The organism is Butyrivibrio sp. FC2001 (genome assembly GCF_000424125.1).
In the GTDB taxonomy this organism is placed as follows: Bacteria; Bacillota; Clostridia; order Lachnospirales; family Lachnospiraceae; genus Butyrivibrio.
In genome coordinates this window covers 74,679-88,151 of sequence record NZ_AUJH01000012.1, presented here as the reverse complement: position 1 = coordinate 88,151, position 13,473 = coordinate 74,679, and the positions used below count along the sequence as shown (strand labels likewise).

Below are 13,473 nucleotides of genomic sequence, written 5' to 3'. Positions count from 1 at the left end.
TGGGGATAGGCCGGTTCTTCCGGCCTTTTCTCTTATACAGAAAGGATACAAATGGACTCTTTACATATAGATATTGAGACTTATAGCTCTGTTGACCTTACTAAAGCTGGTGTCCACAGGTATGTCGAGGCTCCCGATTTTGATATAGCACTTTTTGGATATGCTTTCGATGATGATGAAGTTACCTGTATTGATTTAGCCTCAGGTGAAAAGCTGCCAGATAAAGTTTTAAAGGCACTTAAGGATCCGAAGATTAAAAAAGTAGCATTCAATGCAATGTTTGAGCGAGTGTGCCTTACAAAGTATCTGGGGCAATATATGACACCAGAGCAATGGCACTGCAATATGGTCCACTCACTTTATTTAGCTCTTCCTGGCTCACTTGCAGCTGTAGGAGCAGTTCTTGGACTTGACAGACAAAAGCTTGAAGAAGGCAAGAAACTGATAAAGCTCTTTGCGATGCCTGATAAAAACGGTAATAGGGTATGGCCACAGGATCGTCCTGAGGAATGGAAGTTATATAAAAAATACAATATTCGTGACGTTGAAACGGAAATGGATATTGGGAAAAAGTTCATGAGGTTTCCTGTACCGGATGAAGTTTGGCAGGAATATGCCCTTGATCAGCGTATCAATGATCTCGGAGTAAGGCTTGATAGCACACTTGTTAAAAATGCAATCAAGATGGATGAAGAAAGCAAAGATAGGTATTATGCGAGAGCCCAGGCACTTACTGGACTTGAAAATCCAAACAGCCCAATACAGATAAAGGAATGGTTGCAGGAGAAGGGTATAGAAATTGATTCACTTTCAAAAGAGGCAGTAGCAGACCTGGTTACAAAGACAGAAGGTGATGTGAAGGAAGTTTTGGAACTCCGGCTCCTATTATCCAAGTCATCAGTAAAAAAGTATCAGGCCATGGAGGTTTGCAGATGTAGTGATGAAAGAGCTCACGGTCTTTTGCAGTTTGCAGGAACAAGGACGCTTAGGTGGGCTGGAAGACTTATACAGGTGCAAAACCTCCCTGCTGCAAGTGGAGATGAGGCAAAACGTTCTCTTGTAAAAACAGGTAATACGGAAGCTGTAGAGCTCTTGTATGACTCTCTTCCGGAGGTTTTATCACAGTGTATTCGTACTGCTTTTATTCCAGCAGAGGGAAAGAAATTTGTAGTAGCCGACTACGCTCAAATCGAAGCTCGTACACTTGCCTGGCTCGCAGGTGAAAAATGGCGTCAGGAGCTTTTTAAGGAGAATGGAGATATCTACTGCGGATCAGCTTCTCAGATGTTTCATGTACCGGTTGTAAAGAACGGTGAGAATGGACATCTAAGGAAGTCCGGTAAAATAGCTGAGCTTGCTCTAGGTTATGGTGGCAGTGTGGGCGCAATGGTTTCAATGGGCGCCATAAAGATGGGGCTTGAGGAAGATAGCCTTCAGGAAATTGTAAACAAGTGGCGCGGAGCTAATAAGAATATTGTTAAGTTATGGTGGGACGTAGATAAGGCAGTTATTACAGCTATTAAGGAAAAGAAGCCAGTTACTTTAAAAGGTATTACATTTTATACCGCATCAGGATTTCTTGTAATCAAGCTCCCCTCTGGCAGATCAATGTTTTATGCAAGACCGAGAATAACACTTAATACTTATGGCCGAGAATCAGTTAGCTATGAAGGTGTTGCAGCTAACCATAAATGGGAAAGGATAGAGTCCTATGGACCGAAGTTCGTCGAGAACATCACGCAGGCCATCGCAAGAGATATTCTTGCAGCAGCACTTATGAGACTTTGGAATGCTGGGTATCCAGTAGTAATGCATGTGCATGACGAAGCTATTTGTGAAGTGCCGGAATCAGTAACTGTAGATGAAGTCTGCAGTTTAATGTCAGAAATACCTTCCTGGGCAAAAGGGCTGATACTTAATGCCGCAGGATTTGAATGTAAGTTTTATCAGAAGGATTAAGGAGGAGATGAAAAAATGCGTATATCAGTAGGCAATAGCCGAATGGACAAGAAATGGAAGGCTAAGGATATATCCTGGGATGACTTCTTACAAAAGTGCAGTACCACAATCCGTACAACAGAGACTGTGGATGAATACAGGAAGCTTAGCAAAGCCAAGCAGGATGATATCAAGGATGTAGGTGGATTCGTAGCAGGACATCTTAAGAACGGAAGACGTAAGAATGGATGCGTCGAAGCACGTAGCATGCTTACATTGGACCTCGATCATGCGGTAAAGGATATCTGGGATGAAGTTACGATGTTTTTTGATTTTAAGTGCCTTATGTATTCAACACATAAGCATACGCCGGATGAGCCGAGAGTAAGACTTATCATTCCGCTTTCAAGGGAAGTATCTGCTGATGAGTACACACCTATTTCCAGGATGATTGCGAGCGACATCGGTATGGATATGGTGGATGATACTTGCTATGAACCGGCTCGCCTTATGTACTGGCCGAGTACATCTGCAGATGGCGACTTCCTCTTTGAATCTCAGAATGGTCCTCTTCTTAATCCGGATATGGTTCTTGCCCGTTATAAGGACTGGCGTGACACAACAGAATGGCCTATGTCATCAAGGCAGTCTGAAATCGTTAAGCGCTCCATCGCAAAGCAGGCGGATCCTCTTGAGAAGAAAGGCCCGCTCGGAGCTTTCTGCAGAGCATATACCATTCAGGAAGCCTTCGATACTTTTATTCCTGATATCTATAAGCCTGCTGCAATGGAAGGCCGTTATGATTATGTTCCTGCAGATTCTGCAGCCGGAGTAGTTATTTATGATGATAAGTTCGCATACAGCCATCATGCAACGGACCCTTGTTGCGGACAGCTCCTTAATGCATTTGATGCCATAAGACTTCATAAGTTCGGAGGCCTTGATGATAAAGCAAAGCTTGATACAGCTCCTTCAAAGCTCCCTAGCTATAAGGCTATGGTAGATCTTGTGCTTTCAGACGATAAGGTGAAGATGCAGCTTGCAAAAGAGAGAATGGCGAGCGCAGATGAGGATTTCGATCCGGAGGATGAGAATTGGGTTACAAAGCTTGAGCTTGATAAGGAGGGCAATCCTAAAGCAACGCTTACGAATTTTGCAATTATCCTTAAATGCGATCCAAGGCTTCAGGAGATATGCTACAACGCTCACAGATGTGGAATTGATATCAGAGGAACTGAGTATCTTCCTTGGGAGCCTCTTAAGGGTGGGTGGTCAGATAATGACATGGCTGCGCTTCAGGCATATTTTGATCGTACCTATCATATGTTCTCTGCAACAAAGCTTAAGCCGGCACTTTTATCTATAACACAGGAAAGAGCATATCATCCCATACGGGAATATTTGGAAAAACTCCCTGCTTGGGATGGTATTAAGAGAGTTGAGAACCTTCTTATAGATTACCTTGGTGCAACTGACACACCATATACCAAAGCTATTATGGTGAAAACTCTTGTAGCAGCAGTGGCGCGTGTTTATGAACCTGGTACTAAGTTTGACTATGTGCTTGTACTCTCAGGCCCGCAGGGGATAGGGAAGTCCACCTTCTTTAGTAAGCTCGGAGGCAGGTGGTTTTCAGATTCTCTTTCTATCGCAGATATGCGTGATAAGACAGGACCTGAAAAGCTTCAGGGCTTTTGGATTCTTGAAATCTCAGAGATGGCAGGACTTAAAAAGGTTGATGTTGAAACAGTAAAGTCCTTTGCTTCCCGCCAGGATGATAAGTACCGCGTAGCTTATGGAAGTGTAGTGGAGAGCCATCCTCGCCAGTGCATCATGGTTGGAACCACAAACGCAGCAAACGGATTCCTTCGTGACATTACAGGTAATAGAAGATTCTGGCCCTGCAATGTTACAGGCGAGTGTGACAAGCACCCATGGGAGATGAAGAAAGAAACCATAGATCAGATATGGGCGGAAGCTCTCCATCTCTATAACGAAGGCGAGGAGCTTACTCTTAAGGGAGATGAAGCCATGCAGGCTTATGAGGAACAGAAGGAAGCTATGGAGCAGGACGACAGAGAAGGCCTTGTTCAAAAGTTCCTCGAGATGCCGCTTCCGAAGAATTGGTATTCACGCAGCACGTCAGAAAGGCGCATGTACTTTAATGATGATGAATTTGAATCATTAGATGAGAACGATACTATCCAGAGAGAAAAGGTATGCAATATGGAAATCTGGACTGAGTGCTATGGAAAGGATCCGGCTTCAATTAAGAAGAGTGATTCATATGAAATACAGTCCATCATGAACAAAATGAGCAACTGGAAAAGGTACGAAGGCAATAAAAATGGAAAGCTTTCTTTCCAAGGATATGGATCGCAGGTTGCGTATGTTCGCGAGGGCGGCGCCGAGGATAAGGAGTGAGCTATTGCCGAAGGGTATTTTTATAGCCCATAAAGGTAGTTTGGCAATGAAGTAGGAAATGATTCAAATTCAGTAGTAGCAAGGGCTTAGAGGACTTCATTGCCTGTATTGCTCATTACTATATTAATAATTATTTATTTATATATAGTAATGAGCGCATGTACATACGCGTATATATACACGCGTAAGGGATTTTTTACCCTTCAGCAATATGGATGAGCAACGATATGGATGAGAAGCAAATTGAAAGAAATTTAGTTAAAAAAGCAGAAAAGATGGGAGGCAGAGCGCTAAAGTTTGTAAGTCCAGGTTTGTCTGGGGTGCCAGATAGACTTGTGCTTCTTCCAGGAGGACATATAGGTTTTGTTGAACTGAAAAGGCCTGGTGAAAAGATGCGTAACCTCCAAGAAAAGAGAAAAGCTCAGTTAGAATCACTTGGCTTTTTGGTATTCTGCTTGGATTCAATAGATGGAGCGGAGGAGATTCTTAATGAAATACAAACCTCATGAGTATCAAAGATATGCGACAGAGTTTATAGTAACGCATCTGGTGTGTGGGCTTTTGCTTGATTGCGGACTTGGTAAAACAGTAATTACGCTATCAGCCTTGTATGATCTGCTACTTGATTATTTTGATGTTGGAAGGGTACTGATCATAGCACCTATAAGAGTAGCAAAGGATACTTGGCCCGCGGAGATTAGTAAATGGGACCATTTAAAAGGTCTGACGTATTCTGTGGTGGTAGGTACGGCAGCGGAAAGACGGATGGCGCTTCAGAGGAGAGCCTTTATTTATATCATCAACAGAGAAAATGTGTCCTGGCTTATAGATAATGGGATGTTCGACTTCGATATGATTGTTATAGATGAACTTTCGAGCTTCAAAAATCATAAGGCTAAGAGATTTAAGAGTCTTCGGAAAGCAAGAAGCACTGTAAAGAGAGTGGTTGGCCTTACTGGAACACCGGCTTCAAATGGCCTTATGGATTTATGGGCTGAGATAGGCCTCCTAGATAAAGGTGAGAGGCTTGGAAGGTTTATTGGGGCCTTCAGAGATAAGTACTTTGATCCTGATAAAAGAAGTAGAGACATCATTTTTTCTTATAAGCCAAAGGAAGGAGCAGAGCAACAGATCTATGAAAAGGTATCTGATATCTGTATTTCCATGAAGGCGGGTGATCATATAAAAATGCCAGATAGGATTGACTCAGTTGTAGAGGTACAGATGGATGAAGCGGAAAAAGATATGTATGAAAAGCTAAAGGCTGAACTGATATTAAGTTTTCCAGATGGAGACATTGATGCAAAGAGTGCAGTAGGACTTTCTAATAAGCTTCTGCAGATGGCAAACGGAGCTGCCTATGATGAGAATGGAAAAACGAAAGTAATTCATGAAAAAAAGCTCGATGCATTGGAGGATATCATAGAAGCTGCTAATGGTAAGAGTGTGCTGGTGGCATATTGGTATCAGCATGATAAGGAAAGACTTATGAAGCGTTTCAACTGCAGGTGCATTGATACTGAGGATGATATCAGAGATTGGAATGCAGGGAAGATACCGGTAGCTCTTATCCATCCTGCGTCAGCGGGACATGGGCTGAACCTTCAAAATGGTGGCAGCCACCTCGTATGGTTTTCTATTACCTGGTCGCTTGAATTATACCAGCAATGTAATGCAAGGATATATCGTCAGGGCCAGGAAAACACAGTAACTGTTCAGCATTTGATTACAAAAGACACACTTGATGAGGATGTAATGAAGGCTTTGGAAAACAAGGATGCGACGCAAGAATCACTTCTTACAGCAGTTAAGGCCAGAATCTAAGAAAGGGAAAGGAACGCAAAGATGAGAGAATTCGTGGAAGAACTTATAAGGAACTATCCAAAGCTTATAGAGAGAAGAGATTACCTTAGAAAACAGATAGATAGTTATGAGCCGGTACCTGCTGAGGATATCATCATATCCATGTGCTATTCCCATCCGGAGGGGGATCAGGTTCAGAGTAGTGAGACATCTGATAAGACAGCAAAAACAGCTATGATCTTCAGGCAGAAAACTAACATGATGAACGAGCAGGCGCTTGCTGGCTGGACAAAGGATTACATGATAGTTGATGAAGAGATATCATTCTTGGAGGAGTGTATAACAAAACTCCCGTTTGAACTTGCGCCCTTCATGCAGGCTATGGTGTTGGAAGGACTTACCTGGGATGCTATGGAAAGCACATATGGAATGAGCCGGAAACTGATAGCAAAGTATAGAAGTCAGGCACTCGATGAACTTAGCCGGATGTACCAGATCAGAGAGAGCCAGGTTGCGATGGAGATGCTTGCGTGAGGGTGATATAATCGATGTTGCGGGCCACGAGTCCAGCGAAGTTTGGAGGAAGAAAGTAATGAAAAATGGTTTAGGTAGCGGATGCTTAGTGATATTAGGCATTTTTACATTTCTCTTATTCCTTGCTAGTGATATCATGGCAGCGATCATTGAGGCTTTGTCTGATGGTACTTGGATTCTAGTTTTGGGTGCTATTATAGTTGCAATATTTCTTATTGTGCTAATAAGTGATGTCAAAGGGCAAAGGAAAAAAATAGAACAATTTCTTGATAATATAAGCGAGTATTATTCTGTGCCTGAGCCACTTTTCGCTTTAGGCGGCGGAAAAAGGAATAATAATGGAAATGAAATATACAAGGCTTTTATCGACAAAAATGAGTTAGATCAACGTATTTGGTTTTTAAAGAAAGAAATAGAAAAAATACCTGATGATCTTGAACAGATAGATGAAATCAGAAGAACGAGTGATTTGGCGCGTCTAGTAGATTGGCTCAATAAACATCATATACGAATTAGTTTCAAAAAAATTGACAAAATTGGTTTTGCAAGAGCCGCTTTGGAGAGAAAACAAGAAAAACTTAGCGAGGATATCATTGACTGTGAGAAGCGAATAGAAACAATAAATAATATGTTTAAAAAAGATCGAGAGGCATCACTTGATAAGTTAGTTGATTCATTTGAAGTATTAAAATCATCTAAATACTTTGATATTACTGACAAAGTATGTACGCTGGATACGATCCAAAGAGAGATTATCTCTATGGATTTACGATACAAAGAAGATAATGAACCCTTTTTTGGTAGAATAATTGGTGATTGTCGAATATATTTTTTCCCATATTATGTTTGGGTTTTTAAGAGCGACAAAAGAAATCAAAGCGTGTTCGTGGGGGCTTGTTTACCAGATGAGATAACAGCGGTATTGACGACACAAGAACTAAGAGCATATAGTGAACAATTATCTGAAAGATATGCAGATGCTACCTTTTTTGAAAAGTCAGAGGAGCATGGGTATTGGCAGCATTCAAATATGGATGGAGGACGTGACCATAGATACAAAAATAATGAATATATCACTTATACAGAGAATAAAAGGTATTATTATAAATGTATAGTGTCTTTTGGAGTGGCTCCAAGTATTTCCAATATGGAAGTTAGTTCATATGATAATTGCGTTTCATTTGTAAATGCAGTATCGGAATATGGCATGCGTGAGCAGATGGCATAAAAAATAAGAGCGCGGACAAGTAGAATAGTTTGTCCACGCTCTTTTATTATTCATCATTGTCACCAGGAAGACGTTTTGCATCATGGTGCGGAAGCTGATTTTTGATTGATCGAGCACCAGAATTTATGGAGTCTTTAATATAAATCTTCATTTGCGGTCTACTTTCGTTTAGTGTTTCAAACACAGTTTCTTTAAAAAGGTCCCAGAAGAACCATTTAAGTTCGGTTACAAATGCATTTACTTCAGATTTCGTTTCATTACTCATTACTAATTCCTTTCAATTGATGTTGCTAAATTGATATTACAGGAATAAAATAGCATTAATAAAATTACCGCACAAGTCCCTGGTTTATAATAAATTTACCGCAGTAATGGAGGTACACTAATATGGCACGAACAAAAGGCGCAAAAAACAAAGGAAAAGTAAAATTTAGTAGTCTTATGCTTAAACAGGCTATGTCCTATAAAGGAAAGAGTATTAGAAAATTAGGAGATGATTCGGCGATCAAAGCAACAGAAAAGACGTTAAGAACATATATAAAAAATCAAGAGATGCCAGAGGAAACCTTGGACAAGATATGCGAAATATTGGATGTTGATATCAATTTAGTAAAAGGAAAATATAATAGGGATTTTTCTAAAATGTCTGCCAATGAGAGGTATTTATTTTTTTTGGCACATAATCCTAAACGCCTTCCATATATGAAGCAAAAAGAAAGAGAAAATAAAAACGGAGCTTATTTAGAAAGTGTTCTTACTGGTCATGGAATATCAATGAAACAATATGAAGCTTTAAACGACTATGATCAATTGTGTATGGAAATAGCGTTAGAAGATCGTATAGGAAGTGTTTTAGAAAAATACTTTGATGAATTGGCCAATGGAGATGATATTCAGGAAATCTATAGCTGGTGGATGCAATTGGTCACATATAGAGATAATAATTATGATTCTGAGGGGAATAAAATACCTCCTATAGCTGATGAAGATATAGACTTCGAGTATTGGGATGAGGAGTAGGTTATTGCCCATTGCTTATATTGCTCATGGTTCCAACACTTTATACGAGCAAGTTCAAAAAAATGGAAACTGACAAAGCCTAAAAGGACATGATATTATTAAGATGCGAAGAAAGGACAGAGGTCTTGCAGATTACTGCAGGGCCTTTTTCTTTGCGTTCCTATTGGTGTGTGGAGGTGCGGATTTCTTTCTCCTTTCTTACGCACCTCCTGTATAGGAGGTATGTTATGCCAATGAAACCTAAGAAGCCGTGCAAGCACCCAGGGTGCCCGAGGCTTACGGATGGAAAGTACTGCGAAGAACATGCAAAGCTTCATGCGGGTGATAGAAGGAGTGCAGCGTCAAGAGGGTACGACAGTGCTTGGCGAAGAGAAAGTAAGAAGTTCCTTGCCGAGCATCCTTTGTGTGTTAAGTGCTTTGATGAAAAGAAAATAGTAAAAGCAACGGTTGTTGATCATATAAAACCACACCGGGGTGACAGGAATTTATTTTGGGATCGCTCGAATTGGCAACCCTTATGTAAGCACCACCACGATGTGAAGACAATGACTGAAGATAGAAATATTTTGTACCCGCTTTAGCGCACTTGGTGGGTGCACCAGGGGGAGGTCAAATCTCTAGTCCGCATCAGCACTGGGACCGCCGCCCCCTCTCGCGTGGATTTTCGCGAATTTAACATAGGGGTATTAGAGCCTTGTACCAGAAATGGCAAAAAGCCGCTTCTGGGCAGGGCTTTTTTAGTGTTAAAAAGCATATTTCTTTTGCAGAAAAGTTGTCAGGAGAAACATTATGACAGATGAAGAGAAAATGAGAATACGGACCTTGCGCCAACAGGGGGTAGGGTATCAAGCTATAGCGAACATGCTAAACATGAACCGCGATACTGTAAGGGCTTATTGCAAGAGACATGGTCTGAACGGTATTCAGGTTTCAGTAAAAATGAATACCAGAGAACGGATTAAAAATGGTGAGGCCTGTGGTTTTTGTGCTGGCCCTATACAAAAGAGAGCAACAGGTAGGCCTGCAAGATTCTGCAGCGAAGTCTGCCGTAGGAATTACTGGAAGCTACACAGAGAAGAAAGTCAGCATAGTGAAAAGGCTACATACATTATGGAGTGTGCTTATTGTCATACGGTGTTTAAGTCCTATGGCAATAAAAAGCGTAAGTATTGTTGTCACGAACACTATGTTCTTGATAGATATGGAGATTTGATTGGAGGAGAAGTAAGTGCAAACAGCGAAACAAATGACACTGAAAATTGAGTGTCTTAAAGCAGCAGATTATAACCCTAGGAAAGAGCTTAAACCTGGGGATAAAGAATACGAGAAAATTAAGAACTCGATTCAGGAGTTTGGTTTTGTTGATCCGGTGGTTGTAAATGAACGGACAAGTGAAGAAGGGACATATATTATAGTAGGTGGTCACCAGAGAGTAACCGTTGCAAAGGCTCTAGGTTATACTGAGGTTCCTTGCGCAGTGGTCGATCTGGATCCTGAACATGAAAGAGCACTTAATATTGCTCTCAATAAGATTACAGGTGAATGGAATAAGGAACTTTTAGCAGACCTTATTGAAGAACTGCAGGAAGCAGACTTTGATACTGCTTTTACAGGCTTCGAGCCTCCAGAAATAGAACAGCTTATGAATTCTGTTCATGATAAGAAGATCACAGAAGATGACTTCGACGTTGATGCAGAACTTGAAAAACCTGCAGTATCGCAGGAAGGTGACTTATGGCTCCTTGGACCGCATAGGCTTGTGTGTGGAGATAGTACTTTGCCGGAAACCTACGATAAGCTTATGGAAGGTAAGAAAGCCGGACTTGTAGTAACTGATCCGCCTTACAACGTAGATTACGAAGGAGGCGCTGGCAAGATAAAAAATGATTCCATGGCAGAGGAGCAGTTTGAGAAGTTCTTGTTTGCAGCATATGTAAATATGGAACAGAACATGGCGGACGATGCTTCAATATATGTATTTCATAGTGACTCACACGGACTGGCGTTTCGGAAGGCTTTCGAAGACGCTGGTTTTTATTTATCCGGATGTTGCATTTGGAAAAAGCAGTCACTTGTGCTCGGACGGAGTCCATACCAGTGGATTCATGAGCCTTGTCTCTTTGGGTGGAAGAAAAATGGCAAACATCAGTGGTACGCTGGGAGATCAGAGACAACAGTCTGGGAGTACGATAAGCCAAAGAAAAATGATGTTCACCCTACTATGAAGCCGGTGAACCTTATAGCATATCCGATTAAGAATTCATCCATGAGTAGCAGCATTGTTCTGGACCCGTTTGGTGGTTCAGGTAGTACACTTATCGCTTGCGAACAGATGGATCGCATATGCCATGCCATAGAACTTGATCCTAAGTTCTGCGACGTTATTGTAAACAGATATGCCGAGCGGGTTGGCAGTTTTGAAAACATAAAACTTATCCGTAATGGCAAGGAATATATGTACAAAGATATCGCTGATTTTTCTACAGATAATACAGATATATAACTTGCTATAACTCCCGTGGTGATCAATATATGTACTAACAAAAAAGCACACCATAGGAGGTAAAAAGAATGAGGATACAGACACATACGGAAGACAGAAAGCAGCTTGTGAAAAAGCTTTCAGAAGCAATTTCACAGGAAGCAAAATACCAGGGTGCACCAAGCTTTGCATACAGAGTTGGTGATTACCTGATCGACAGGGAAGGGAACATTGAGGTAGATGATGATAAAGCCAATATAGACATTTTAAGAGACATCGGAGCTTATCAAGAGCTTGATGAATCGGAGGATGCGACAGAGCTTATCATTTCTCTTCCAACAAAGGAACATACAGAAAAGACGCTAGTGAACCTTCTTAGCATTTTTCAGAATAAAGAAGACCTTATAAACAAATCACTTGGAGGAAGGTATTTTCTCATAAACAAAAAGCTAATGAAATCTTTTCAGGATAAGACTCCGGAAACAAAGGAAGCTTTTTTTGAAAGACTTTCAGAGTTTGGAGGAGAGGCAGCAAACCGAGGAATCCAGATTACAGAGGATGAGATCAAGATAACTTTTCCGTTCACAAAAGACCCTGCGAGAGTTACGGCATACACCCAGTTCAGCTCGCTGATAAATCAGGTAGCCTTAAGTAGGAAAAGGATAAAGAGCAGGAAGGTAAAGTTCGAAAATGAAAAATACTCTTTCAGAGTTTGGCTGGTAGTAACCCTTGGGATGATTGGCAAAGAATATAGCCAGACAAGAAAAATACTGCTAAAGAATATACCTGGCAATACAGCCTTCAGAACAGAGGAACAAAGAGAAAATGCAAAAGAAAAGCAGAAAAAGATAAGGGAGGCCAAATGTCAGGAATACAAAGAGCTGTAATTGAAAGATTAAAAAGAGAATACTCTCCGGGGACCAGAGTTGAGCTGGTTTTTATGGATGATCCTTATGTAAAGCTCCCTGAAGGAGCCCAGGGTACCGTCTGCTTCGTAGATGATATTGGAACGATTCATGTGAACTGGGATTGTGGAAGCAGCTTGGGAATTGCATACGGAATAGATGTTTGTAAGAAGATCTAATATACACATAAGTGCTCCGGTATCTTTGGTACATGTATCTGTTGATGTATATGCAGTATAGAGCGAATATACAATCAACAAAACCAAAGAAACGGAGGTAAACACCATGACAAAGAGAGAACAGGAAGAATACAAAAGGCTTTTCAAAGAAGGAACCATCGGATTTCCAAAAGGAAAGAACAAGGGCAAGGTTGCACACTGGTGGGCAAAGGTCTATGACGAAGGCTCAGAATACGGAATAAACGGAGGTAGGATTTCAAAGCTTTCAATTAAGATAGGCGGAAAGACAACACTTTCCTACGACAGAGGCTGGGACATTGAGCCTGACGAAAACGACGAAGCAACCATGATAGCCTACAGCATTATTTTACAAGAATATAACTAAAGAGAATTTTTCCATTAGCCCTCCGGGGCTTTTGGTTGTATACGGACCGAAAGGTCCTTTTATTTTGCACAAAAGGAGGAGTTTAAATTTGGCTACAAGAGGAAGAAAGCCAAAGCCTACAGAGCTTAAGATTCTGGAAGGCAATCCCGGCAAGAGGCCTCTTAATTATAAAGAGCCTCATCCTGAAAAGAAGATGCCGGAATGTCCAGACTGGCTTGAGGAAGAGGCAAAAAATGAATGGAATAGACTGGCTGTTCCTATGTATAATCTGGGACTTTTGACAGAACTTGATATGGCTGCATTTGCATCATATTGCCAGGCTTATGCGAGATGGAAAGAGGCTGAGGAGTTTATATCTCAGCATGGTTCAATTGTAAAAACAAAGAGCGGCTATTGGCAGCAAGTGCCTCAGATATCTATATCAAGAGCAAACCAATCAATGATGATTAAGGCAGCTGCAGAGTTCGGACTTACGCCATCTGCAAGAAGCAGAATTATTGCAGGTGAGAGTATTGGCAAGGATGGCCAGGTTGATGAGATGGAAATGATTCTTGGAGGTGTGATGTGAGTAATTA

15 protein-coding genes are annotated in these 13,473 nt (G+C 41.2%); 14 read left to right on the top strand and 1 reads right to left on the bottom strand.

The annotated features are described in order from the left end of the window. Positions 1 to 51: 51 nt before the first annotated feature. The 6 genes from G601_RS0106335 to G601_RS0106310 all read left to right on the top strand — a co-directional run bounded on the left by G601_RS0106335 (position 52) and on the right by G601_RS0106310 (position 7,927). Positions 52 to 1,959: a DNA polymerase gene (locus G601_RS0106335; RefSeq protein WP_026664861.1), complete on the top strand. Its 1,908-nt coding sequence runs from the start codon at positions 52 to 54 to the stop codon at positions 1,957 to 1,959. 15 nt (positions 1,960 to 1,974) lie between these two features. Further along, positions 1,975 to 4,362, top strand: a complete 2,388-nt coding sequence (locus G601_RS0106330) for a virulence-associated E family protein (RefSeq protein WP_026664860.1) — start codon at positions 1,975 to 1,977, stop codon at positions 4,360 to 4,362. A gap of 227 nt (positions 4,363 to 4,589) precedes the next feature. Further along, positions 4,590 to 4,871, top strand: a complete 282-nt coding sequence (locus G601_RS0106325; protein ID WP_026664859.1) for a VRR-NUC domain-containing protein — start codon at positions 4,590 to 4,592, stop codon at positions 4,869 to 4,871. Then, on the top strand, positions 4,852 to 6,186 hold the full coding sequence (locus G601_RS0106320; RefSeq protein WP_026664858.1) for an SNF2-related protein: 1,335 nt from the start codon (positions 4,852 to 4,854) through the stop codon (positions 6,184 to 6,186). Before G601_RS0106325 ends, G601_RS0106320 begins: the two co-directional genes overlap by 20 nt. Positions 6,187 to 6,207: 21 nt before the next feature. Beyond that, positions 6,208 to 6,699, top strand: coding sequence for a hypothetical protein (locus G601_RS0106315; protein WP_026664857.1), 492 nt, complete (start codon positions 6,208 to 6,210; stop codon positions 6,697 to 6,699). Positions 6,700 to 6,757: 58 nt separating this feature from the next. Then, on the top strand, positions 6,758 to 7,927 hold the full coding sequence (locus G601_RS0106310) for a hypothetical protein (protein WP_155834474.1): 1,170 nt from the start codon (positions 6,758 to 6,760) through the stop codon (positions 7,925 to 7,927). Positions 7,928 to 7,973: 46 nt separating this feature from the next. On the opposite strand, the gene G601_RS0106305 is transcribed toward G601_RS0106310, so the two are convergent. Then, complete coding sequence (locus G601_RS0106305) at positions 7,974 to 8,192, bottom strand: hypothetical protein (protein ID WP_026664855.1); 219 nt, start codon at positions 8,190 to 8,192, stop codon at positions 7,974 to 7,976. Positions 8,193 to 8,314: 122 nt separating this feature from the next. Here G601_RS0106305 and G601_RS0106300 point away from each other — a divergent pair, with 122 nt between their 5' ends. The 8 genes from G601_RS0106300 to G601_RS0106265 all read left to right on the top strand — a co-directional run bounded on the left by G601_RS0106300 (position 8,315) and on the right by G601_RS0106265 (position 13,466). After that, positions 8,315 to 8,947, top strand: a complete 633-nt coding sequence (locus tag G601_RS0106300) for a helix-turn-helix domain-containing protein (protein WP_026664854.1) — start codon at positions 8,315 to 8,317, stop codon at positions 8,945 to 8,947. Positions 8,948 to 9,174: 227 nt separating this feature from the next. Continuing rightward, positions 9,175 to 9,528, top strand: a complete 354-nt coding sequence (locus G601_RS0106295) for an HNH endonuclease signature motif containing protein (protein ID WP_026664853.1) — start codon at positions 9,175 to 9,177, stop codon at positions 9,526 to 9,528. Positions 9,529 to 9,736: 208 nt separating this feature from the next. Next, on the top strand, positions 9,737 to 10,210 hold the full coding sequence (locus tag G601_RS0106290; protein ID WP_026664852.1) for a helix-turn-helix domain-containing protein: 474 nt from the start codon (positions 9,737 to 9,739) through the stop codon (positions 10,208 to 10,210). Next, positions 10,194 to 11,450 carry a site-specific DNA-methyltransferase gene (locus G601_RS0106285; RefSeq protein WP_026664851.1) on the top strand — a complete coding sequence of 419 codons (1,257 nt, stop codon included), beginning with the start codon at positions 10,194 to 10,196 and terminating at the stop codon, positions 11,448 to 11,450. Before G601_RS0106290 ends, G601_RS0106285 begins: the two co-directional genes overlap by 17 nt. Before the next feature lie 68 nt (positions 11,451 to 11,518). After that, positions 11,519 to 12,316, top strand: coding sequence for a hypothetical protein (locus G601_RS0106280; protein WP_026664850.1), 798 nt, complete (start codon positions 11,519 to 11,521; stop codon positions 12,314 to 12,316). After that, a complete protein-coding gene (locus tag G601_RS0106275; protein WP_026664849.1) occupies positions 12,292 to 12,513 on the top strand; it encodes a DUF4314 domain-containing protein in 222 nt (73 codons plus the stop codon). Before G601_RS0106280 ends, G601_RS0106275 begins: the two co-directional genes overlap by 25 nt. A 106-nt stretch (positions 12,514 to 12,619) precedes the next feature. Next, the gene (locus G601_RS0106270) at positions 12,620 to 12,898 is read left to right on the top strand and encodes a DUF7678 domain-containing protein (protein ID WP_035790413.1); all 279 of its coding nucleotides are present in this window, start codon (positions 12,620 to 12,622) and stop codon (positions 12,896 to 12,898) included. A gap of 88 nt (positions 12,899 to 12,986) precedes the next feature. Beyond that, entirely contained in the window at positions 12,987 to 13,466 is a 480-nt protein-coding gene (locus G601_RS0106265; RefSeq protein WP_026664847.1) for a phage terminase small subunit P27 family, read from the top strand. Positions 13,467 to 13,473 lie beyond the last annotated feature (7 nt).

What these genes read in the sequence shown, in the direction of transcription:
- G601_RS0106325 (WP_026664859.1), top strand. Translation starts at nt 4,590, where the DNA reads ATGGATGAGAAGCAAATTGAAAGAAATTTAGTTAAAAAAGCAGAAAAG.
- G601_RS0106295 (WP_026664853.1), top strand. Translation starts at nt 9,175, where the DNA reads ATGCCAATGAAACCTAAGAAGCCGTGCAAGCACCCAGGGTGCCCGAGG.
- G601_RS0106310 (WP_155834474.1), top strand. Translation starts at nt 6,758, where the DNA reads ATGAAAAATGGTTTAGGTAGCGGATGCTTAGTGATATTAGGCATTTTT.
- G601_RS0106330 (WP_026664860.1), top strand. Translation starts at nt 1,975, where the DNA reads ATGCGTATATCAGTAGGCAATAGCCGAATGGACAAGAAATGGAAGGCT.
- G601_RS0106305 (WP_026664855.1), bottom strand. Translation starts at nt 8,192, where the DNA reads ATGAGTAATGAAACGAAATCTGAAGTAAATGCATTTGTAACCGAACTT.
- G601_RS0106290 (WP_026664852.1), top strand. Translation starts at nt 9,737, where the DNA reads ATGACAGATGAAGAGAAAATGAGAATACGGACCTTGCGCCAACAGGGG.
- G601_RS0106285 (WP_026664851.1), top strand. Translation starts at nt 10,194, where the DNA reads ATGACACTGAAAATTGAGTGTCTTAAAGCAGCAGATTATAACCCTAGG.
- G601_RS0106280 (WP_026664850.1), top strand. Translation starts at nt 11,519, where the DNA reads ATGAGGATACAGACACATACGGAAGACAGAAAGCAGCTTGTGAAAAAG.
- G601_RS0106315 (WP_026664857.1), top strand. Translation starts at nt 6,208, where the DNA reads ATGAGAGAATTCGTGGAAGAACTTATAAGGAACTATCCAAAGCTTATA.
- G601_RS0106300 (WP_026664854.1), top strand. Translation starts at nt 8,315, where the DNA reads ATGGCACGAACAAAAGGCGCAAAAAACAAAGGAAAAGTAAAATTTAGT.
- G601_RS0106275 (WP_026664849.1), top strand. Translation starts at nt 12,292, where the DNA reads ATGTCAGGAATACAAAGAGCTGTAATTGAAAGATTAAAAAGAGAATAC.
- G601_RS0106320 (WP_026664858.1), top strand. Translation starts at nt 4,852, where the DNA reads ATGAAATACAAACCTCATGAGTATCAAAGATATGCGACAGAGTTTATA.
- G601_RS0106270 (WP_035790413.1), top strand. Translation starts at nt 12,620, where the DNA reads ATGACAAAGAGAGAACAGGAAGAATACAAAAGGCTTTTCAAAGAAGGA.
- G601_RS0106335 (WP_026664861.1), top strand. Translation starts at nt 52, where the DNA reads ATGGACTCTTTACATATAGATATTGAGACTTATAGCTCTGTTGACCTT.